Below are 21,745 nucleotides of genomic sequence, written 5' to 3' on the forward strand. Positions count from 1 at the left end.
CAACGAGCCTACGAGCCAAACACCAGGTGATCAGGATCCAACCACCGCAACAAGCGGCAACCTCACCCTGACACTGAGACGAGCCTATCCGCTGCCCACTTTCGCGTTCAGTCGGCGAGATACATTTCGTCACCTTTGGGGTAGCCGCCCCCGGTGGTGGTGACGTGGACGTGGTCATAGTGCCCGAGCCGGCTCGGCTGCGCTCCGCCGGGCGTGTAGTAGACACCGCGCCAGATCGCGTCCTGGATCCGGAACCGTTTCGCGTTCTTCATGACGTACGCGACGATCTCGTTGCCCAGGGCGATGCCCTCGGCGCTCTGCGGGTTGGGGATCATCACGTCGAGCGCCAACCCGAGCGGATGCCAGGGCAGCGCATCCGGCCGCACGCCGCCGATTTCGTGGATCTGCGGAAACTTGGCGCTGATGCTGCGGGAGGCCAGGATCGTCCGCACCTGCAGGCCCCGTTCCGGTGCCAGCCCGGCCGGCAGGAACCGGGACCGGGTGTGGTACCTCGACGCCGCCAGGGGTGCATCCATGCCGTCGCCGCGGGACACATCTGATGCCAGCACAATCCCCATCGGCTTTGCCGACACGATTTCCACGCAGCACGGCGAGGTGTCACCAATAACGGGTTGGACGGTGTGGCGCGGGACGAAAGGCGAGACATCGCCCGCGGCCGCGAAGAATACCGCAGCCGGTGCCAGCACCCCTGCCAGGAGCAGCGGTGACTTTCGCCGTTTCCTGGCTAATCTGTGCCGACCCACCCCAGGCACATTACGACAAGATCACGAAAGAATAAACACGAATGCGGGAATTTGCGTCTCAGTCGTGGTTTTCCCGCCCGAGGCATTTCACCGCCGGGGTCAAACCGGGTCGTCCGGGCTGTGGCTGGTCCGACCCTATCCGCCCGACGGACCCTCCCCCGGATGCTAGTCTTCGATGCCGACACCGCCGATGTAGTTCAATGGCAGAACATCAGCTTCCCAAGCTGAATACGCGGGTTCGATTCCCGTCATCGGCTCCACATGAAGCGCCGGTGTCCACCGTCGGCATGGCCCATGCAGCACTACGAAGCCAATATGGCGCGCAGCATCGACAACATCTCGGAACGCGAGCCGGCGCCGAGCCGGCGGCGGATCCGCGCCACATGGTGTTCGACGGTCTTGGCCGAGATGAACAGCTGACGGCCGATGTCGCGGTACGGCAAGCCCAGGAGGAGCAGCTCGGCGACTTCGCGTTCGCGCGCGGACAACGGTGCGGCCGACGGCGGCTGGCGAGTCGCTTTGGCAGCCTCAGACCCGGGCTCGTCATCGGGTGTTTCCTCCACCGCCGCGACCAGCTTGAGATCGCGTGCGAGCTGCAGCATGTCGCCCGATACCCGGGCATCCGGCGTCTGCAGCGCGGCCTGACCGGCAAGCCGGGTGGCATCCCAGGTCAACCCGAACTGGGCCAGGGAACGGGCGGCCGTGGTCACCTCGTCGGCGCCGACCTCGCCGGCGAGCACCCGCAGCCAGGTCCGGCCGGCGCCCGCCAGCGCGTGGGCGAAGACGCTGTGGGGTGCCGCCGCGGTGAGCGCCTGCCCGTGCGGGGCCACGGATTCCGGTGAACTGGTCAGGATCCCGGCGTGCACGCCGGCCCAGTGCAGCGGCACCGACCACAACACCGGGTTGCCCAGCGACTCCAACAAGCCGAATGCCTGATCAAGGGTGTGGCGCAGCCGGGCCACCTGACGCATCCGTGCCGCGGCGACCCACAGTTCACCCAACGGCAGCAGCGTGAACAAGTCGATGGAGTACTCGGCGAGCACCTCCATGGCCGCATACCAATGCTTGTGTAGCGCACCGGTGTCGCCGCTGCGGCGTGCGATCGCGGTGCGCAGCGCCGCCGCCCACAGTGCGTCGCGCCGGTGCAGGTCGGTGGCCGCACCCGAGCAGGCGGCGTCGGCATCGGCGCCGGCCGATGCGAGCTGGCCGTCGCGCATCTTCGTCCAGCCGAGCAGCAGCAGGTGTCGGCGCTCGAAGAGCGCGTCGCCGCCGGTGCGGACGGCTCGACCGATGATGCTGCGCGCCCGCACCGGGTCGCCGCCGTGCAACGCCGCCAGCGTGACCAACGCGACCGGGCTGTCGGGCATGACTTCACCGATCGATCCGCCCACGGCGATCGCCTGGCCCAGCTTCGCCACCGCGACCGGATAGGGCTCTTTCATGCTCAGCAGCAGACCTTCGGCCAGGCCCCGCGCCGCGCGCGCGCCGGCCGTCGGCGGGCCTTCTCCCGGCAGCCCCAACGCCGCGTGCGCCGCCGCCAGGTCCCCCGCCGCGGCCAGCGTGAGGGCGCCGGCGGCGCCGACCACCGCGTCCGGGTGGGCGCCCAGCCAGCCGAACAACTCGGCCGCCTGCCCCGCATGGCCGTCGTGGGCGGCGACGCTGGCCGCCACCCGCACCGCGGCGGCGCGTTCGGCGGGATCCGCGGAGGCGAGCAGATCATCGGCCAGGGCCGCCGCCCCGGCGCAGTCTCCGGTCAGGGCCAGCGCGTCGGCCAGGCGGCACGACAGCCCGTCGGCGCCGGCGGCGACCGCCGCCCGGTATAGCCGAGCGGCGCGCGCGGACTGGCGGCGCGCCTCCGCCGCTTCGCGGCGCAAGAGGTTCGCCAGATCGGCGTCTCGCGATCCGTGTTCGGCCAGACGCAGCGCGAGATCCGCCGACAGCGCGGACATCGCGAGCTGGGAACGCAACAGTGCGGTCTCGACCTGGTGGTGGTGCGCGTTGCCGACGAGCTGGGCGACGGCGTCGTGCACGGATTGGAGGAAGATCGGGCTGTGGGATGGCTCGATCAGCCCGCTGGCGCGCGCCCGGTCGACCAGCAGCAGCGCTTCCGTCGCCGAGATGTCCAGTGCCGCAGCGACATCGGCGGTGCCTAAACCGGGGCTCAACGACGCGATGAGCAGCGTGTCCAACGCCGGCTCGTCCAGGCGGCGCAGCCGGTTGATCAACGCGTACTTGGCCGCCTGCGACGGGTCCTGCGTGGTCTCGGCCACTGCCCGCACCAAAAACGGCAGCCCCGCCGTGCTGTCGAGGAAGTGGTCGGCGACCGGCAGCGGGCCCAACGACAGTCGCGGCCGCTCCCGGTCGAGGGCCGTCGCCAGCGTCCGCAGCGCGGTGCGCTGTTCGCACGGTTCGGCGGCCACCACGATCGTCGCCGCGGGGTCAGCGATGCGCTCGACGAGCGCCAGCAGCTCGGCGTCGGCCAGCAGTTGCGCGTCATCGATGACCACCGCCGCATCGGGTCGGTCCCCATCGCGCGGGGGGCGCGTCAGGACCGTGACCCCGGTGCCGCGCAGGGCATCACGCATGGCAGCCAGGACGGTCGTCTTTCCGGTGCCGATCCCCCCGGTGACCAGAACCCTGACTGGGGGTTGCGCGCCGTCCGCGAGCGCACTGATGATGCGCCGCGCATCGGCTGGGACCTCGGTGGAGACCGCCGTGTCTGGACTGGCCATGTTGGGCGCTACCCGACTGTGGCGGGGACAGGCGATTGGGGGTTGCTGAACGCCGTCGCGCCCGGGCCGGGTGGCCGGTGGCCAACGCGCGCCGCGGCAGCGGCGTCCGGCCGCCGGGTTTGCATGCCGACCGCCGACGCGAGCGAGTTGCTCATGCTGCACGTCCCTGTGTCGATCCGGCTGAGTGGCGTCGGCCGTTGCTTACCTTAGCGTTCTGCCGCGGCGCCGGTCATCAATAATCCCCGTAGGCGCCACATCCCCTAATGGGGTATCCCCTAACGCGGCGCTGGGGCGGGGTGGGCGCACACCGATCACGGCGACGCCGCCGGCAGATAGCATTCCGGGAAACGGCTGGATTTTGGCTGCGAGTAGGCGTTGATGGTGACGGAGCGCACGCTGGAGGCGTGTCATGGCAAATGCATTGCTTGACTTTGTGATGTCACTCGTGCGCGACCCGCAAGCCGCCGCGCGCTACGCGGCAGACCCCGCGCAAGCGATCGCCGACGCTCACTTGACCGGTGTCACCAGCGCGGATGTGAATCACTTGATCCCGATGGTGTCGGATTCGCTGTCGATGTCCAGTCCGGCCGGTACGGGCGGCGCCGCCGAGCACGGCAACGTCTGGGCGAGCGGTGCGGCTACGGCCGCGTTCGACGCGTTCCCGGCGCACGTGCCGGTCCAAGAACCGACGGCAGCCGCGGGGCAAGGTCCGACCGGCCACGTCATCGATCACCCGCCCGCCGGCGGCGGGGAAGCCCCGGGGGCCGGGACCGAGCCGCATCCGGCGCCGGTCGAGCTGCATGATGCATCGGTGGCGATCGCTGCACCCGACGAAAGTTCTGATCAGCCGGTCCACGACGGCGGATTCGGGGTGCACGGCCCGGGGGCGTGGGACCACTCCCTGGCCGAGGGCCACGCCGTCGAGGATGATCATCACGGATTCGGGCTCGACCCGCACTTCGGCTGATTTGGATTCGTTATCAACTTGGGTGACGACCGCAATTGCCGGCCGTTATGGTCCTGAAGTGGGCAAATGTCGTTGATGGGGGTTATCCGGCCAGGCTCCACTTTGTCCCTAACCACCCCCTAATCCCCTAACGGCATCGGCTGAGTGATCCCGCCAAGGGCGCAAACCATTGGGGGATTCGGCCCCGTTCCGGGCCTGAAACGAAGCACCTAGCTTGAGAGTCGGAACGTCGGCGTAGCACCGGCAACGGCTCAAACGAGTCACAATCGAAAGGCACTGACGTGAGCTCTCTGATCGACTACATCCTCAACCTGTTCCGCAGCGAAGACGCGGCCAGGGCCTTCGCTGCTTCGCCCCAGCAAGCGCTCAATGAAGCCGGGTTTGCCGACGTGTCCCCGGCGCAGGTCTCCTCCGTGGCGGCCAGCGCGGTGCCGGGACTGCAACTGGGTGGCGGCGACCCCATTGTTGGCCTGCAGCAAGCTGTGTCCAGTCACTTCGGCCTCGCGGCGGCCTCAGATGTTTCTGCGGCGGCCGGCGGTGACCTTGCTGCTGGGCTGGGTGCCGACGCTGGTGCGGGGTTGGGTGTCGGCGCCGAGTTGGCCGACGCGGTGGGGCTGGGTGCTCAGGTCGGCTATGGCATCGGCGGTGAAGCCGGCGCTGGCTTTGGTGGCGGTGGCGAAGCCGGAGGTGGCGTCGGTGCTGGGTTTGGCGCAGGTGGGCAAGCCGGCGGCGGCTTCGGCCTCGGTGGTGACGCCGGATGGCAAGGCGGCGTTGGCGGCCAGGCCGGCAGCGAAGCCGGTGGAGGTTTCGGTCTCGGAGGCGACGCCGGCGCGGGCATCGGCGGCGGCTTCGGCGGCCAAGCCGGCGGCGGCTTCGGCGCCGGTGGTGACGCCGGATGGCAAGGCGGCGTTGGCGGCCAGGCCGGCAGCGAAGCCGGTGGAGGTTTCGGTCTCGGAGGCGACGCCGGATGGCAAGGCGGCGTTGGCGGCCAGGCCGCCAGCGAAGCCGGCGGTGGCTTCGGTCTCGGCGGCGACGCCGGTGCGGTCTTCGGCGGTGGCTTCGGCGCCGGTGGTGACGCCGGATGGCAAGGCGGCATTGGTGGCCGGGCCGGCGGCAGTGGCCAAATCGCTGGCGGTGGTCGCGGCGAAGCAGATGGGCGTGCCGACGGCGGCTTTGGCGGGCAGGGTGCAGCTGTCGGCCAGGCTGGAAGTCGCGGCCAGGTCGGAGTTGGTGGTCAGGCGAGCGCGGAGGGTGAGGCTGGCGGTGGCTTCGGCGGCGGCGTTGGAGGCGGCTTCGGCGGCCAGGCCGGCGGCGGGATCGGCGGACAAGCCGGCGGCAACATCGGCGGCCAGGGGGGCGGGGGTTTTGGCGGCCAGACCAGCGGCCAAGCCGGCGGCGGCTACGGCGGTCAGGCCGGAGGCGGCATCGGCGGACAAGCCGGAGGCGGCATCGGCGGACAAGCCAGCGGCCTGGGGTCTGGCGGAGCTCAACTCGGCACCTCGTCGGGCGGCATCGGTGTAGGCGGCCAGGTCGGCGCCGGCGCAGCCGGAGGCGCGACGCTCGGCACCAGCGGTGGCGCGTTCGGGTCGGCTGGCGTCTCCGCGGCTGGCGGTGCCGGCGGGGCTACTGCCCTCGGCGGTGCCGCCGGTGCTCAGGCGGCAGCCAGCTCGTTAGGCAATGCCGGCCTGGGTGCCCAAGCCAGCGCTGCCGGAAACGCGGCACTCGCAGCCAACGCCGGCAGTCACGCCAGTTTCCTGGGCAACGAAAGCGCAGCGCTGGGCGGCGGGACCCAGCTGGCCGGCGCACAAGGCGGAATCACTGCCGGCGGCCAAGGCGGAATCGCCGCGGGCGGCCAAGGCGGCGCACACGGCACCATCCTCACTGGCGAAGGCGCCACGCTGGGTGGCCACGCCAGCGCTCAGCCGACGGCTCCGTCCGCCGAAACCGGCATGGCAACTCAGGTCGGCGCCGGTGGCGGCGCAGCGGTTTCCGCCGGCGGCAACGCCCAGGGCAACATCCTCAGCCACGAGGGCGCTGCGCTCGGCGGCAGTACCACTGCCACCGGCGCGGGCACCAGCCACGTGTCCGCGGGCCAAAGCGGCGTCATCCACGACAGCAGCGCGGCGGCCACGGCCGCCGGCCACGCAGGCGGCTCCTCTGTCATTCAGAGCCCCCCCGCGCACGCGGATCCGAGCGCGGCGGCCGCCGGCCAAAGCGGGGCCTCGGTGGACGCGCACTCGGCCCTGCAAGGCACGTCGGCGCTCGCCGACCCGTCCGGCCACACGGCGTTCGACGCCTCGGGCCAGTCGGCCGCCGACGCCTCGAGTCACTCGGTGTTCGACCACAACAGCTACGACCCGGCGGCGTCGCACACGCCGGTCGAAAGCGACCCGATGACGCACCACCCGGTGGACCCGCACACCGGGTTCTGATCGCAGGCATCGCCGCGAACCGGCGGGGACCTTACGGGGTTCCCGCCGGTTGGTGGGCATACGGTGTTTCGGAGTTCAACGCAGAAAGTAGGGCGACCCGGTGACCCAGCCCGATGACCCGCGCCGGGTCAACGTGATCGTCGAACTGATCGATCACACGAGCACGATCGCCGACCTCAACGGCCGGGGCGACCTGAGCCAGCGGCTCGCGTGGGCCCGCGAACGCATCACCGACCCCCAGATCCGGGTGGTGATCGCCGGCCAGCTCAAGCAGGGCAAGAGCCAGTTGCTCAACTCGCTGCTCAACATGCCCGTCGCGCGCGTCGGTGACGACGAGGCCACGGTGCTGATCACCGTCGTCGCCTACGGCGACCCGCCGTCGGCGCGGATCGTCCTGGCGGGGCCCAACGGCGAACCGGAAACCGCTGACGTCCCCGTCGCCGAACTGCAGACGGACCTGCGTCAGGCTCCGCAGGCCGCCGGCCGCGACGTGCTCCGGGTGGAGGTCGGCGCGCCCAGCCCGATGCTGCAGGGAGGGCTCACCTTCATCGACACACCCGGTGTGGGCGGTCACGGTCAGCCGCACCTGTCGGCGACGCTGGGATTGTTGCCCGATGCCGACGCGATCCTGATGGTAAGCGACGCCAGCCAGGAATTGACCGAGCCGGAAATGCGGTTCGTGCAGCAGGCCCATCAAATCTGTCCGGTCGGGGTGTTGCTGGCCACCAAGACCGACCTGTATCCGCATTGGCGCGAGATCGTCAACGCCAACATCGGACACCTGCAGCGCGCCCGGGTACCGATGCCGGTGCTTCCGGTGTCGTCGCTGTTGCGCAGCCACGCCATCACGCTCAACGACAAGGAACTCAACGACGAGTCCAACTTCCCGGCGATCGTCAAGTTCCTCAGCGAGGACGTGCTGGGCCGCCGCAACGACCAGCTGCGAGACCAGGTGCTCGATGAAATCCGCTCGGCGGCAGAGCATTTGACGCTCGCGGTGCGCTCTGAGCTGGCCGCGCTCGGCGACGCCGACGTCGGTGGGCGGCTCACCGAGGACCTGGAGCAACGCAAACGGGAGGCCGAGGACGCGCTGCAGCAGACGGCGTTGTGGCAGCAGTTACTCAACGACGGAATCACCGACCTGACCGGCGACGTGGACCACGATCTGCGGGCACGCTTCCGGGCCATCACCGAGCACGCCGAGCGGGTGATCGACTCGTGCGACCCCACCCGGCACTGGGCCGAGATCGGGGTGGACGTGGAGAACGCCGTCGCCACCGCCGTCGGCGACAATTTCGTCTGGGCCTACCAGCGCGCGAAAGCCCTCGCCCAGGAAGTGGGCCGCGTGTTCGTCGAGGCGGGGCTGGGTGCGGTGGCCATGCCCGAGCTCAGCGCGCGCGCCATGGGCGAGGAGTTCGGTCAGCTCAAGTCCCTGGCCCGGCTGGAGTCCAAACCCATGGGCAAAGGCCACAAGGTGGTGACGGGCATGCGCGGCTCCTACGGCGGCATGGTGATGGTCGGCATGCTGTCCTCGGTCGCCGGGCTGGGCCTGTTCAACCCGCTGTCGGTGGGGGCCGGACTGGTGATGGGCCGCATGGCCTACAAGGAAGACAAGGAGAACCGCCTGCTGCGGGCCCGCAACGAGGCCAAGACCAACCTGCGCCGTTTCGTCGACGATGTGTCGTTCGTGGTCGGCAAGGAGTCGCGCGACCGGCTCAAGACGATCCAACGTCAGCTGCGGGACCATTACCGCGACATCGCCAACCAGGCCACCCGCTCGGTCAACGAGTCGCTGCAGGCGACCGTCGCCGCCGCGCGGTTACAGGAGACCGAGCGCGACAACCGGATCCGCGAGTTGGAGCGGCAGTTGAACATCCTGACCCAGGTCACCGACAACCTCGACAAGCTCGCGCCCGCGGTGACACGGGGGTGAGCACCAGCGAGCAGGTCCGCGCCATCCTGGGCGGAACCCTTCGCGCCTACCAGGCGGAGCCGGCCTACCGCGAGCGGCCCGACGTCTTCCACGAATTGCACCGCATCGCCGCCCGGCTCAACGAGCCCATGCGCATCGCACTGGCCGGCACCCTCAAGGCCGGCAAATCCACCCTGATCAACGCGCTGGTCGGGGAAACCGTCGCCCCCACGGATGCCACCGAGGCCACCCGGATCGTGACCTGGTTTCGGCACGGCCCGACACCGAAGGTCGTTGCCAACCATCGTGGGGGGCGGCGTTCTCATGTGCCGGTCATCCGCGACGGCGGACTCGGCTTCGACCTGAGCAGGCTGAACCCGGACGACGTGGTTGACCTCGACGTGCAATGGCCCGCCGACGAGCTGATCGCCACCACGATCATCGACACGCCGGGGACCTCGTCGCTGGCGCGTGACGTCTCCGCGCGCACGCTGCGGCTGCTGGTGCCCGAGGACGGGATGCCGCGGGTGGACGCGGTGGTGTTCTTGCTGCGCACCCTCAACGCCGCCGACATCGCGCTGCTCAAGCAGATCGGTGACCTCGTCGGCGGGGCGGCCGGGGCGCTGGGCATCATCGGTGTGGCGTCGCGGGCCGACGAGATCGGCGCCGGGCGGCTCGACGCCATGCTCTCGGCCGACGACGTGGCCAAAAGGTTCACCCGCGAGTTGAGCCAGACGGGCGTCTGCCAGGCGGTGGTGCCGGTGTCGGGGCTGCTGGCGCTGACCGCCCGCACGCTGCGCCAGTCGGAGTTCGTCGCGCTGCAAAAACTCGCCGGTGTCGATGCCGCCGAGCTGCACAAGGCCATGCTGAGCGCGGACCGCTTCGTCCGTCCCGACAGCCCGTTGCCGGTGGACGCCGGCACGCGCGGCCGGCTGCTCGAGCGGTTCGGCATGTTCGGCATCCGGATCTCGATCGCCGTGCTCAAGGCCGGCGTCACCGACGCGGCGGGGCTGGCGGACGAGCTGCTGGAACGCAGCGGGCTGGTCGCGTTGCGCAATGTCATCGATCAGCAGTTCGCGCAGCGCTCCGACATGCTCAAGGCGCACACCGCGCTGGTGTCGTTGCGCCGGTTCGTGGAGGCGTACCCGATCGCGGGCACGCCGCGCATCCTCGCCGACATCGATCCGCTGCTGGCCGACACCCACGCGTTCGAGGAGCTGCGCCTGCTGAGCCAACTGCATTCACGCGCGACGGCGTTCCATGACGAAGAGCTGGCGTCGCTGCGGCGCCTCATCGGCGGTTCGGGAACCGACGCGGCCAGCCGACTTGGGCTGGCCCCCGCGGCGCACCATGACGCGCCGCGCGCCGCATTCGCCGCGGCGCAACGCTGGCGCCGCCGCGCCGAGCACCCGCTCAACGACCCGTTCACCACCAGGGCGTGCCGCGCGGCGGTGCGCAGCGCCGAAGCGATGGTGGCGGCTTTCGCCGCGCGCGATGGCGGCGTCCGGCCGCGTTGACGCCCCAGAGCCCGCGATCGACGTGTGTGAATCGGAGGACAGCGGCGGCCTGCTATAGGTTGGCTGCCGATACATTGTCGTGGCCGCGCACACGTACGCCGGCGGACACCTGAATTGGACGATATGCCAACGGAAGCAAGACGGGCGCTGGGTCTGTCGGTCGGGACCGCCAACCTGGCAGCCATGACGGCCGATCGGGCAGTGACACGCACGTCGGTGCTGACGCTGTACCAACATCGCCCACCCGAGGTCGGCGTTCCCTCCGAGAATCCCCATCTCGACGAGCCCGGCTTGGTGGTGACCGACTTCGTCGACCGGGTGGGAGACCCGGTCGGGATCGTGGCCGCCGACGGCTCGACGCATCGCGGCGAGGCGTTGCTCGCGGACGCGTTGCGCGCCCTCGCCTACGCCGCGACCGCCGGGCACCCGCTGCCTGAGGCGACGGCCGTGGCCTATCCCGCGCACTGGCGCCCCGCCGCGGCGGACGGGTTGCGCACCGCGCTGAGCCGGGTGCCCGAATGGTCGGGCGGTTCGGAATCCCTGGCGCTGATCTCGGATGCCCAAGGGGCGCTGACCGCCCTGCAAAACAACCCGGGCCTGCCCATCCGCGGGATCGTTGCGGTGTGCGACTTCGGCGCCAGCGGCACCAGCATCACGCTTGTCGACGCGACCGACGGCTACCAGCCCATCGGTGCCACGGTGCGCCACACGGATTTCTCCGGGGAACTGATCGACCAGGCCCTGCTGGCCCACATCGTGGCGGATTTGTCGTCCGCGGGTTCCATCGATGTCTCGGCCACGTCGGCGATTGGATCGCTGACGCGTCTGCGGGCCGAATGCCGGGCGGCCAAGCAGCGGCTTTCGGCCAGTACGGCGACCACGCTGCCCGCCGACCTGCCGGGCTTCCGCGGGGATATCCGGCTCACCAGAACCGAACTCAACGAAGCGATCAATCAGCCACTGGACCAGTTCGCCTCTGTCCTACAAGACACCCTGGCGCGCAACGGAATTCGCGCGACCGACCTGGTTGCCATCGCCTCCGTGGGCGGTGGCGCGGCGATCCCGGAGGTCACCGCGCGGCTGTCCGAGCGGTTTCGTGTGCCGGTCACCACGCCACCACGGCCGCACCTGGCGGCCGCCACCGGTGCGGCGCTGCGGGCAGCGCGCGGGCCCGCCGACAACAGCGAAACGAAAATGGCCGCCGCGGCAGTCGTGGCGGCGCCACCGCCACTCGCGGAACCGACCCTGCAGGACGTAGCACAGGTGTCCACGGCCATGCCCGCACTGGCATGGTCGGAGGCCGGCGACGAATCGGGGGTGTTGCCCCTGGCCGCCGACGAATCCCCGGGCCGGGCCGACGACGAAGTCCCAGCCCCATACGCCGCGCCGCCGTTTCAGTTCGGCGACGAGACCGGTTACGCCCGGCCCGATCTGCGGTTCGAGCAACAACCCCTCCCCGACGAGGCCCGCACCGCCGACACAGCCTGGTACCGGCGGCCCTTGGTGCTGGTTCTCGCCGCGGTCGCGGCGGTGCTGGCTCTCAGCGCGGTGATCATGCTGGCTTTGAGCCACGGCTCCACCAACACACCGGTCACGCCGAAGCCCGGCGCCACCACCACGCCGCAACCGTCACCGCCGCCGTCGGCGGTGCAGACAAACCCCGCCCCGGCGCAGCAGGCCCCCGTTCAGACCAGCACGGCGGCGCCTCCGCCGCCGACAAGCACTCAGTCGGCGACGACCACGACCGAACCGCCACCGACCACCACCGAACCGCCGCCGACGACGACCACCGAGCCGCCACCGACGAGCGCCACGTCAACAGCCACGACGTCACCACCGGCACCACCACCGTCGTCCACGGACAATCCGCCGACATCGGTGCAGGTACCACAGATTCCGCGCATACCACGGATCCCTGCGATCCCGACCATTCCGCCCATCCCGTAGCTCCGGTCCCGCCCTTGGCGAAAGTCAGATCGCCACACCGGCGAAACGCGTTGAGCTACAACATATCTGTGCAATGCGGTGGCGAGCCGCTCGCACTGTGCACGTTGTTCGGGTTGCACCTGATGACCGCTGCCATGGACACAACGCCGATCGACGGCTTCGAGTTCGTCATCGCAGAGCAGGGTGTCGAACTGACGGTACGTCCGGCGGCGATCTATGTCGGAGGGCACAGATCACGCACGGCGGCCTTCACGACGTCGTCTGCCTGCTCCGGCGTGAGCCCACTCCCGCCCTGCCTGCCGTCGGAGCGTTGCAACGCCAGTCCCTCCAGCTGGGAGGGAGGAGCCCCCCACGATAGCTGCTGACAAAGGTCCAGGCCCGCCTGCAACAGCGCCGCATCACCACCCGACACGGCGTGGATCCCGTCCTTGTGCATGTCGCTCACGAAGCTGGCTGCGTCCGCCGCCGCCGGGCTGGCCCAGACGACTCCGGCCACGAGGGGCCCACCCAACAGCGCCAGGCCGATGGGATGTCCATAGCGACTCTGTGCCCGCACGATTTCTTCTCCTCCGTCCGTCGACCGTTCAGCGCACGGTACGTACCGATTGATCCTTGAACTTCGCTGTCAGCCCAGAGCTGACGAAAACATGAGCGCCGCAACCGAACTTATGGCGTAGGGACCACCGCGAGACCCGAGCGACGCGGGTCCTGCCCTTCTCGAAACAGCCGCGATTTCAGTCCTTTTGACGACACTTGAGACCTCTCGAGGCCTCAACCCTCGTACTGGCTGGCCGCGTGGGAGCCAGGCAACGCACAGGCCGTGACCAACCGGATGGGCGCACCGATCCAGCCGGTGTGCACGGGCGTAGCGTCGGGCAGGGCGGCTATCCACGCGTGCGGTACCGACAATTGGCCGACGGCGGTCCCGCGGCCGAGGCTCACGCTCACCTGGTCACCATTGGCGTTCACCGCATCTGGCATCAGTGCATGCAGCGCGGCCGTCTTGTTCATGGTGCTCAAGTGGTTGATCGCGAAATCCGACGGCGCAGTGAGTGAGCCCAGTTTCGACAGCGACGGCGTGACCGGCGCGAGACACGCTTCCAACCTGGCCCGTGGCGACGACGACAGCTCCAGCAGCGTCCCCGGAATGGCTGACATCAGTTGGTGGCCAGCCGATATGACCTCCGGCGCGGACTCGAGGGCCCACCCGGCCGCGGCCGTGCCCGGGTTACCCGGCGGCGAGGCGAATGGGGTGAGCGCCGCCGCGTCTGTCGAGGCGTCGGCGTAGGCGGACATCGCGTCGGCGTCGCGGAGCCACATCTGTTCGTACTCGGCGTCGAGGTCTGCGATCGCCGGGCTGGCCTGCGCCAGAGAGTTTTCCGTGACCAACGACTGTCGGCGGGAGCGGTTCGCGACGATCAGTGGCGGGGGCACCATCGCCGTCACAACCTCCTGGTGGGCATTGACCGCCGCAGCAAGCTGGATGCCCGCGAGCTCACTGCGTGCGGCGACCCCGTCGATCCAGTCGACGTACGCTGCCGCGGCTTCGGTAATCGCCGTCGGCCCTCCGTTATCTACCACCATTGCCTCCAGCACTTCGCGGTAACCAGCCGCGGCGGCACATAACCGTGCGGCCAACTGACCCCAGGCCGTGGCCGCCTCCCTCATCGAACCCGCGCCCGGACCCGAATACATCAACCCGGAGTTGACTTCCGGCGGTAGCGTCGTGAAATCCATTACGACCGCCGCCTCGGTTCGGCGGTATGAGTCGCATTCGACAACATAGGACTACTTCCTTCAGAGATAAACACAGCGATTGCAGGCCATTAGCGGCTCAGCGGCAGGGGATACATGGCGCGGACGTTAGGTCTGAGGCATGGCCGGCGCGCGCGGACACCCGGCCCGGCGACACGCGCGTCGTCCAGACTACGGGCTTGTCAGCAGCGGATGACGCAGAGCAGGGTGGGGGTATCTCGGCTGACCGGCGTATGCGCGAAGGCGAGCCCGGTGGCGCCGCCCGGCGCGATAAACGCCGCCGGCAGGGGAGACCAATCCGCATGAGGCGACACCGCAGCCCCATTGGTCGGCATGGCGCGCGGCATCCACATGCTCAGGAACGTCTTGTTATTCGTCGGCACCGCACCCGAGACGAGGCCGCGCTCCGGTTGGTCGTGGGATTGACCGACGGCAATGTGCTGACTCTGGCCGAGATGCGCTCGTGCATTGTGGGTTACGTGAGCCCACGCCGCCGGCTCCGGCGGGGCGGGGGCGGAAAACTCAGGACGCAACGACGAACCCGCGACCAGCGCAACGAACACGCTCAGCGCGGCGAGAACCGCGATGGCCAACCGCCATCGCCGACTCATATCAGCGCCTAGCATTGTCACAGTGCTCCGAATGTACCGCCCACAACCGGGCTAACGATCGGAGCTAGCTGTGAAATCGGTCCGAGTCCGGTGTGTGCCAACGGCGGACGCGCCTCGCGGAACGGGTGCTGCCGCGACGAGGCCTCCCAGCCTAGGCCGGCGTCAGTGGCACCGCTTACGGGCGGCGGGCCGGGATCAGCCGCACAGCGCCGCAGCGGCAATGATCACGGGCGGTTGTCGGGGAGACGCTGAACGAACGGACGAAGGTGGCGGCGCGTCTGGTGGTCTTCCGCCCCGGCCGCACCGTCGCTATGCCTTCCCCGTGTGTAATCGCTTTGCCACGGCGCGCGCTCGTCAGCGATTTCCGCCGCCTCCTGTTCGCGCCCCAGCGCGCCACGCGAGCCCAAAAAGATCTCGTGCTTGCGGTGCAGTTCTGCGTCGGACTCGATGGGCCTGAGTTCAGGGGCGAATTCCTCCAAGTCGGCCCGGCGTTGCGGAACGATCATGCAGATCGGCTCGTCGACCTCGAAACGCACCGGCATGAATTCGCGGGTGAATTTCCAATTCATGCTGAAACTCGATGTGGACCAGTCGGTTTCGACGACGCCTTCCAGAGGACAGAGGGCGTCTTTCGGATAATTCGCCGGCCCGCGGACCAAGAGGTTGTAGCCCGGTGGCGTACGAAAGAGTATCGGCAGATGCCAGGTCAAGATGCCGTAGCCGAAGTGGCTCGAGGGCAGGAACTGACCGCTTTGGCGCGTGTCCGGTGCGATCGACAAGCTGGTGCGGTCGTCACCGCCCGTCCACGTGGCGGTGAACCCGCTCCGGTTGCGCACCTCCCAACCACTTTGATTGGCGATCAGCATCGGCAGACACCGGTGCGCCCGCCCCTGACGCATCTCCGCCATCCACGTCCGGCTGATCGGCGCGGGGGTGATGGGCGGAGCGATGTCATGGGTGATATATCCGATCAGGGGGCGGACCTGCCTATCGAACTTCTGACTCATCAGATCCTCACTTCACCGGCCGAACGTCGGCCCCTACAGACGTCGTCAACGCATCGCGACCGCACGTTAGCCGTCCGTTATACCTGAACGCCAAGGCGTGCGACTGAGCCAACGGTCTTTTGGCGAAGCCGCGGGCAGGTGCGCGGTGATGAACACTGTTGGCATTACCTGATTGCCGGGAACCGTACGCCCGTAGTGACTGAGTAGGTTCTCCAGGCTCACAGCCACCGTCTCCCAGCCTCTTTGGTCGAGCCAGCCGCTGATGTCGCCGGCACACCACTGACGCTTTGCCCCCGGGGTTCCGGTGCCCGGCGGCCGGGCCGCCGGAGGACACCCGTCATCGCTCGGGGCGTTGAGAGCGAACCAACTGGTTGCGCGACTGAGCGCATGCACCCGCTCGAACAAAAGATCATGGGTCCGCGCCGGAAGATAATGGAGCAGCCCCTCGGCCAACCAGGCGGTGGGTTGCGCCGCGTCAAAGCCGTATTCCCGCAGTGCCATCGGCCAGTCTTCCCGTAGATCTACCGGGACCCCGACCACGCGTGACCTAGGGATCGCTCCGCTGCGCCGCAATGTGGCGTACTTGAAGTCCAAGACCATTGGCTGATCCAGCTCATAAACGGTGGTGTCGTCGGGCCACGGTAACCGCCACGCGCGGGAGTCCAACCCGGCGGCCAGATTGACTATCTGCCGCACCCCCTCGCGCGCTGCGTCGAGGAAGAACTCATCGAGGAACGCTGTCCGCACCGCCGTGAAGTTGATCAGAGCGCGCACCAGCGGCTCCGCACCCGGATCTGTGGCAGTGAGCTCGGCTAACAGCTTGGGATTGGCTGTGACGGTCCAAACTCCGATGCCCGCCGCGTCTACGAATGCCTGCGCGAACGGGTCGCGGATGAGGGGGTTGTCGCCGGCGGTTTCTGCAGCACGCGCCGCGGCAATTCCGAGCGCGGTCGCCCCTACCCTCCCGGCCAGGTCCGTGGGAGAGCCGTCGATCTGCGGCATCGTCGCCACCTCCCTGCCGTTAGCCAAGCCAGTTTCGGACAGTACACGTCGACCGCATCCGCAGGCTCTCGCGCGCCGAAAAGGATTGCGGCTCAACGACGGCGCGAACAACGAGCCTATCGGCGTCCTAGCGAGACGTCCGCCCATGACCCCTGCCTCTTACCCGATGCGGTCCATCGGTGTCGATATGCCGTTGGCGAGCCGTACCTAACTGGCAGCGGACTACCTGCGCATTCACAGTGCTTCGTCGTGTTCCGTTCACATTTCCGTCGGGCTGTGTTCAAATCTGGTGGCTTAGATTTGGGCCACTGTGGAGCTTGGGGGATGTGACATGACTCGGCGATGGCGGTGGGCCATCGCGATTGTCGCGGCGCTGAGCGCGTTTGTGGCGCTGGTCGCGGGCTCCTCGTTGCGCCCCCAGTTTTCCGCCGCTGACCTGCCGGAGCCGCCGGGATGGAGCCACGTAACCCACCACGTACGAGCACATCTCGGCGAGAATCAAAACGCCGTCGTCGGTCAATCCAACGGCGATCTTGAGCATGGCCTCGCCACAGGCGCGGTGCCGGCGAACTCCAAGACGTTCTTGAGCATGTGGATGCCGCGCGCGGTGCCGACCAAATGGTCTGTGGTGTCACCTCATTGGGATTGGTTCGCGCTGCCGACGTCGTTCGTCGCGCCCGCCGCCGGAGCTGACTTCCCGGCCGGGCCGGTCAACCGAGATACCTCGGCCCTGCTCTGCATCATTCGCTGCTGACACGCCAGCGCGTGTCGCGGATTCTGGATTCTCTCTGTATCACAAAGCCGATTTCGTTGAACTAAGGCTTCGATTAGCGAGCGCCGTTCCGGGTCGCCGTCTGAGCAGCGCTCAATGTCGTGCGGCCCTAGTCGGGCGACGCCTGCGACGAGGCGGCGACACGCAACTTCAACAACGGCTTCTTCTCAGCTTGCCTTGGAGGAATTTCATGTTCGCATGCGGAACTCGGCCGGCTCCGCGCATCACGAATTACGTTCGGCTGCAATGAATTACCTTGCCGAATATCTTTGCACTCAAATCACTGCTATGGAGCGGGGGCGGTCGAGATGTCGGCCGAAGACCGTGAACAACGCGAGGGGGCGCGGTGTTTGACTTTGGGGCGTTGCCGCCGGAAATCAATTCGGGCCGCATGTACGCCGGTCCCGGCTCGGGGCCGATGCTGGCCGCCGCGGCCGCGTGGGACGAGCTTGCGGCGGAGTTGAGCACGGGGGCCGGCGTTTTCGGCTCAGTGCTTTCAGAGTTGACCAACACGCTCTGGGCGGGGCCTGCATCCGCGTCGATGATATCGGCCGTGGTGCCGTACGTGGATTGGCTTACCGCGATGGCCAATTTGTCAGAGCAGACGGCAAGCCAGGCGCGCGGGGCCGCTGCGGCCTTCGACATCGCATATGCGATGACCGTGCCTCCCGAAGAGATCGCCGCGAACAGAACTTTGTTGATGACGCTGATCTCGACGAATTTCTTCGGACAGAACACCCCGGCGATCGCGGCCACCGAAGCCCAGTACATGCAGATGTGGGCCCAAGACGCCGTCGCGATGTACGGCTATGCGGGCTCGTCGGCGATGGCTGGGCGGTTGACTCCATTCACCTCACCACCAAATGCCACCACCCCGGACGCGCAGGCCGCCCAGGCGGCCGCGGTGGCCCAGGCCACCGCCACACCGGCGGGCAACACCGCGCAAACGGCAGCGACGGCAACACCGCAGCTCGCGACGGCCACCTCTGTGCCGCAGGCGTCGTCGACACTGGCCAGCACCGGCACGTCTTCGGGTTCGTTGAATTCGTTGATACCGGGCCCGAATAACTGGTGGGGGTTCGAGCCCAACGACTACAAGATCATCTTCCACGACCTGCTGCAGGAATATAACTCCTACGGCGCCGGCTACCAGGCTTACCAAATGGCACAACAGTTGGTCTTCGGCACCGGAACCACCGCCGGTAGCGGCGCCTGGTATCCGACACCGCAATTCGCACACCTAGGCCTGGGCAACATCGGAAGTCTGAGCAGCTTCAACGGTGCTGGCCAGGAAGGGTTTGCCGCTGGCGCGGGCCAGGCCGGCAAGGTCGGCATGTTGTCGGTGCCACAGAGTTGGGCCACGCCGGTATCGCAGGTGCACCCCGCGGTCACTGTGACGGAGACCGCTTCCATCCACACGGCTTCCAATCCGCCCGCCACCAACGGGCTGCTGCGCGGAATCCCCAACGGCCCGACCGGCCGGCGCGGCTCCGCGAATGCCGTCAACAGGTACGGGTTTCGGCACAGCGTGCTGACCCGCCCTCCGTCGGCAGGTTGACGCGATGCCGACTGCCACGATCCACCCGTCCACGGCGGCACCGTTCGCCGCCCATGCGCACATATGCCAGGCCGTCAGCGTGCACGCGGCCGCCATCCACGAGATGTTGCTGAACACCTTGAGCATGAGCTCACGGTGCTACCCGGCGATCGAGGCGGCCACCACGGCCGCGGACAGCTAAGGAGGTCAAGGTGATTGATTTTGGGGCTGCACCACCGGAGTACAACTCCGCGCGGATGTACACAGGACCGGGGCCCGAGGCGCTGACGGCGGCCGCCTCGGCATGGAATGGGCTCGCCGCCGAACTGAATTCGACTGCCCTGGTGTACGACAAGGTGATCACCGCGCTCAGCGGGGAGGAATGGCTGGGCTCTGCCTCGGCGTCGATGGCCCAAGCGGTCGCGCCGTATGTGGCCTGGATGCGTACCACCGCTGCGCAGGCCGAGCAGACGGCCAACCAGATGCACGCCGCGGCAACCGCCTACGAGACCGCACTGGCGGCCACGGTGCCGCCACCACTGGTCGCGGCCAACCGTGCCCAGACGGCCCAGCTGCTCGCGACCAATGTGCTGGGGCTGAACACCCCGGCGATCGCGCAACTCGAGGCGCAATACGGCGAAATGTGGGCCCAGGACGCCAGCACGATGTATAGCTACGCAGGCCAATCCGCGGCGGCGACCAAGGTGGCGCCGTTTACCGCGGCGCCCCAAATCGCCAACCCGTCCGCCCAAGCCACCCAGGGCACGGCGGTCGCCAACGCTACCGGCAACAGCGCGGCGAGCAGCACGCAATCCGTCTTGTCACATGCGGTTTCGAGCACACCCAATACGCTGCAAGCCCTTGCAGCGCCCGCGGCCACGCAGAGTTCAACCACCAGCGCTCCATTCAGCGAAATCTGGTACCTGCTGACCGGGCAGACCACATTGCCCACCAGCCTCGGATCGTTCGTCAACGGCTATAACCCCTTTTCGGCGCTGTGGTACAACACCGAAGGTCTGCCGTACTTCTCGGTCGGTATGGGCAACTTCGGGGTACAGATCGCCAAGACGACGGGCCTCCTCAACGGCGCGGCGCCGGCGGTCAAGGCGCTGCCCGGCCTGGGCGGGCTGGGCGGCTTACTCGGCGGTGGCGCGACCGCTGCGCACCCGGCCGCGGCATTGGGCAACGCCGCGTCGGTTGGCGGCAGGTTGTCGGTACCGGTCAGCTGGTCGGCGGCCAGCACGCCTGCTCCTGTGCTCGGGCAAGCCATCCCGGTCAGCACCGTCAGCGCCGCCCCCGAGGCCACGGGTGCACCCGGAAATCTTCTCGGTGGCATGCCACTGGCCGGCGCAGGCGCGGGCGGGCACGGCGGTGTCGGCCCCAAGTACGGGTTCCGGCCCACCGTCATGGCCCGACCACCCTTCGGCGGCTGACATCGCGCAGCGCGGCGAGGTTTCTCGAGGACAGCGACGGCGCCTACGTCCCCGACGCCGGGCGCCACACGACTTCGAGGTCATCGACGGCGAGGGTGACCAAGGCTTGGGTGATGCCGTCGGCGTCGGAGAACTCCACCTCATAGGCCCGGGCTTCGTTCGACTCCGTGGGGTAGTCCATCACGACGGTCCCCCGGACGCCGGCCGCAAGGTTGTGCTCGGGCAGAGCCCGCAACAGCCGGACCACGTCATATTCCCGAGGTCTCAACGTCTTCCTCCCATCGGGCCGGCCCGGGTCCGACGCCCGGGCCCAGGCCCCACGTCGGCGAACCAAACCCCCGTGGCCGAACCGTGACCGAGGCTTGACCGAAAGCTAACGCGCCCTTGCGCTTCCGCTGGTCATCGGGGATTTACGATCCCTATTACAACTATGTCAGTTAAAAGGAATCGGAGCCATGCGGACGGTCGTTCGGGGTGTTCTTGCGGTGGTCGGGGTCGCTGCGGGTGTGGTTACGGGGCCTACCGGCACCAGTATGGCGGCCGCGAACCGGCCGCATGACTTCGCCATCGCGTCGGTGCTGCCGGCGCGGGGCGCGACGGTGGGTGTGGCGCACCCGGTGGTGGTGACGTTCACCGCGCCGGTCGCCGATCGCCGCGCCGCCGAACGGACCGTCGGGATCACGTCGTCGCCCGCGATGACCGGCAAGTTCGAGTGGCTGGACAACAATGTCGTGCAATGGGTTCCGAGCCACTACTGGCCGGCGCACAGCACGGTGGCGCTCGCGGTCGACGGCCGGTCCACGGAGTTCAAGACCGGCCCGAAGGTCGTCGGCGTCGCCAACATCACGGACCACACGTTCAAGGTGAGCGTCGACGGGGTCGACGCGGCCCCCCCGCCGACTCCGCACCACCGTCCCCACTTCGGTGAGGAGGGTGTGCTGCCCGCGTCGATGGGCAGGCCGGAGTTCCCGACCCCGGTCGGCAACTACACCGTCTTGTCCAAAGAACACTCGGTGCTGATGGATTCGAGCAGCGTGGGCATTCCCGTCGACGATCCCAACGGTTACCTGCTCAACGTCGACTACGCCGTCCGGATCACCAACCGCGGCCTCTTCGTGCATTCGGCCCCATGGGCCGTGGAATCACTGGGGCTCGAGAACGTCAGTCACGGCTGCATCAGCCTCAGCCCCGACGACGCCGAGTGGTACTACAACACCGTCAATGTCGGCGACCCGGTGATCGTCAAGCAAGACCTCTGGGAGCGGCCCCCGTCCTGAGCGGGCGGGCTTGTCGCAGGCATCGCCCCCCCGGGTTGCATGCTTTCCCGGTTGCCGAGCGTGAAGTTAGTTTCACGCTC

The 21,745-nt window shown here is 68.4% G+C and carries 19 protein-coding genes, 1 tRNA gene and 1 pseudogene; 12 read left to right on the forward strand and 9 right to left on the reverse strand.

Translation table 11 applies throughout. The annotated features are described in order from the left end of the window. Positions 1–107 precede the first annotated feature (107 nt). Positions 108–764, reverse strand: coding sequence for a VldE C-terminal domain-containing protein (locus BST44_RS17125; protein ID WP_208619824.1), 657 nt, complete (start codon positions 762–764; stop codon positions 108–110). A gap of 186 nt (positions 765–950) precedes the next feature. Between BST44_RS17125 and BST44_RS17130 the strand changes: the two genes are divergently transcribed. Then, positions 951–1,024: transfer RNA gene (locus BST44_RS17130), tRNA-Gly, on the forward strand. Between the two features lie 42 nt (positions 1,025–1,066). Here the strand turns inward: BST44_RS17130 and iniR are convergent. Further along, positions 1,067–3,496, reverse strand: coding sequence for an isoniazid response ATPase/transcriptional regulator IniR (gene iniR / locus BST44_RS17135; protein WP_083178307.1), 2,430 nt, complete (start codon positions 3,494–3,496; stop codon positions 1,067–1,069). 409 nt (positions 3,497–3,905) lie between these two features. On the opposite strand from iniR, the gene BST44_RS17140 reads away from it, so the two are divergent. Beyond that, entirely contained in the window at positions 3,906–4,463 is a 558-nt protein-coding gene (locus tag BST44_RS17140; RefSeq protein WP_083178308.1) for an Rv0340 family IniB-related protein, read from the forward strand. Between the two features lie 281 nt (positions 4,464–4,744). Further along, positions 4,745–4,963: pseudogene (locus BST44_RS31785) on the forward strand (IniB N-terminal domain-containing protein); the annotation flags it as partial. A gap of 12 nt (positions 4,964–4,975) precedes the next feature. Here the strand turns inward: BST44_RS31785 and BST44_RS30965 are convergent. Beyond that, positions 4,976–5,953 (reverse strand): hypothetical protein, encoded by a 978-nt coding sequence (locus BST44_RS30965; RefSeq protein WP_158086660.1) that lies wholly within the window; start codon positions 5,951–5,953, stop codon positions 4,976–4,978. A gap of 459 nt (positions 5,954–6,412) precedes the next feature. On the opposite strand from BST44_RS30965, the gene BST44_RS30970 reads away from it, so the two are divergent. The 4 genes from BST44_RS30970 to BST44_RS17170 all read left to right on the forward strand — a co-directional run bounded on the left by BST44_RS30970 (position 6,413) and on the right by BST44_RS17170 (position 12,271). Beyond that, positions 6,413–6,895 carry a hypothetical protein gene (locus BST44_RS30970; protein ID WP_083178310.1) on the forward strand — a complete coding sequence of 161 codons (483 nt, stop codon included), beginning with the start codon at positions 6,413–6,415 and terminating at the stop codon, positions 6,893–6,895. Between the two features lie 100 nt (positions 6,896–6,995). Then, the gene (locus BST44_RS17160) at positions 6,996–8,828 is read left to right on the forward strand and encodes a dynamin family protein (RefSeq protein ID WP_083178311.1); all 1,833 of its coding nucleotides are present in this window, start codon (positions 6,996–6,998) and stop codon (positions 8,826–8,828) included. Beyond that, positions 8,825–10,324 (forward strand): dynamin family protein, encoded by a 1,500-nt coding sequence (locus tag BST44_RS17165; RefSeq protein WP_083178312.1) that lies wholly within the window; start codon positions 8,825–8,827, stop codon positions 10,322–10,324. Before BST44_RS17160 ends, BST44_RS17165 begins: the two co-directional genes overlap by 4 nt. A gap of 123 nt (positions 10,325–10,447) precedes the next feature. Continuing rightward, the gene (locus BST44_RS17170) at positions 10,448–12,271 is read left to right on the forward strand and encodes a DUF7159 family protein (RefSeq protein WP_083178313.1); all 1,824 of its coding nucleotides are present in this window, start codon (positions 10,448–10,450) and stop codon (positions 12,269–12,271) included. A gap of 214 nt (positions 12,272–12,485) precedes the next feature. On the opposite strand, the gene BST44_RS17175 is transcribed toward BST44_RS17170, so the two are convergent. The 5 genes from BST44_RS17175 to BST44_RS17195 all read right to left on the reverse strand — a co-directional run bounded on the left by BST44_RS17175 (position 12,486) and on the right by BST44_RS17195 (position 16,646). Continuing rightward, the gene (locus BST44_RS17175) at positions 12,486–12,827 is read right to left on the reverse strand and encodes a DUF732 domain-containing protein (protein ID WP_083178314.1); all 342 of its coding nucleotides are present in this window, start codon (positions 12,825–12,827) and stop codon (positions 12,486–12,488) included. Positions 12,828–13,042: 215 nt separating this feature from the next. Further along, complete coding sequence (locus BST44_RS17180) at positions 13,043–14,008, reverse strand: PPE family protein (RefSeq protein ID WP_083178315.1); 966 nt, start codon at positions 14,006–14,008, stop codon at positions 13,043–13,045. A 200-nt stretch (positions 14,009–14,208) separates the two neighbouring features. Continuing rightward, positions 14,209–14,619, reverse strand: coding sequence for a hypothetical protein (locus BST44_RS17185; protein ID WP_142274545.1), 411 nt, complete (start codon positions 14,617–14,619; stop codon positions 14,209–14,211). 242 nt (positions 14,620–14,861) lie between these two features. Continuing rightward, positions 14,862–15,644 carry a DUF6065 family protein gene (locus tag BST44_RS17190; protein ID WP_083178317.1) on the reverse strand — a complete coding sequence of 261 codons (783 nt, stop codon included), beginning with the start codon at positions 15,642–15,644 and terminating at the stop codon, positions 14,862–14,864. 66 nt (positions 15,645–15,710) lie between these two features. Beyond that, positions 15,711–16,646, reverse strand: coding sequence for an SAM-dependent methyltransferase (locus BST44_RS17195; RefSeq protein ID WP_083178368.1), 936 nt, complete (start codon positions 16,644–16,646; stop codon positions 15,711–15,713). Positions 16,647–17,031: 385 nt separating this feature from the next. Here BST44_RS17195 and BST44_RS17200 point away from each other — a divergent pair, with 385 nt between their 5' ends. From BST44_RS17200 to BST44_RS17215, 4 genes are all read left to right on the forward strand, one after another. After that, complete coding sequence (locus tag BST44_RS17200; RefSeq protein WP_167380219.1) at positions 17,032–17,400, forward strand: hypothetical protein; 369 nt, start codon at positions 17,032–17,034, stop codon at positions 17,398–17,400. Positions 17,401–17,764: 364 nt separating this feature from the next. Beyond that, entirely contained in the window at positions 17,765–18,976 is a 1,212-nt protein-coding gene (locus BST44_RS17205) for a PPE family protein (RefSeq protein WP_083178319.1), read from the forward strand. 4 nt (positions 18,977–18,980) lie between these two features. After that, positions 18,981–19,157 carry a PE domain-containing protein gene (locus BST44_RS17210; RefSeq protein WP_083178320.1) on the forward strand — a complete coding sequence of 59 codons (177 nt, stop codon included), beginning with the start codon at positions 18,981–18,983 and terminating at the stop codon, positions 19,155–19,157. A gap of 10 nt (positions 19,158–19,167) precedes the next feature. Next, positions 19,168–20,388, forward strand: coding sequence for a PPE family protein (locus BST44_RS17215; protein WP_083178321.1), 1,221 nt, complete (start codon positions 19,168–19,170; stop codon positions 20,386–20,388). A gap of 43 nt (positions 20,389–20,431) precedes the next feature. On the opposite strand, the gene BST44_RS17220 is transcribed toward BST44_RS17215, so the two are convergent. Beyond that, positions 20,432–20,656 carry a DUF4926 domain-containing protein gene (locus tag BST44_RS17220; RefSeq protein WP_244184853.1) on the reverse strand — a complete coding sequence of 75 codons (225 nt, stop codon included), beginning with the start codon at positions 20,654–20,656 and terminating at the stop codon, positions 20,432–20,434. A gap of 187 nt (positions 20,657–20,843) precedes the next feature. Between BST44_RS17220 and BST44_RS17225 the strand changes: the two genes are divergently transcribed. Continuing rightward, on the forward strand, positions 20,844–21,665 hold the full coding sequence (locus BST44_RS17225; RefSeq protein ID WP_083178323.1) for a L,D-transpeptidase: 822 nt from the start codon (positions 20,844–20,846) through the stop codon (positions 21,663–21,665). Positions 21,666–21,745 lie beyond the last annotated feature (80 nt).

Source organism: Mycobacterium scrofulaceum, from assembly GCF_002086735.1.
GTDB lineage: Bacteria > Actinomycetota > Actinomycetes > Mycobacteriales > Mycobacteriaceae > Mycobacterium > Mycobacterium scrofulaceum.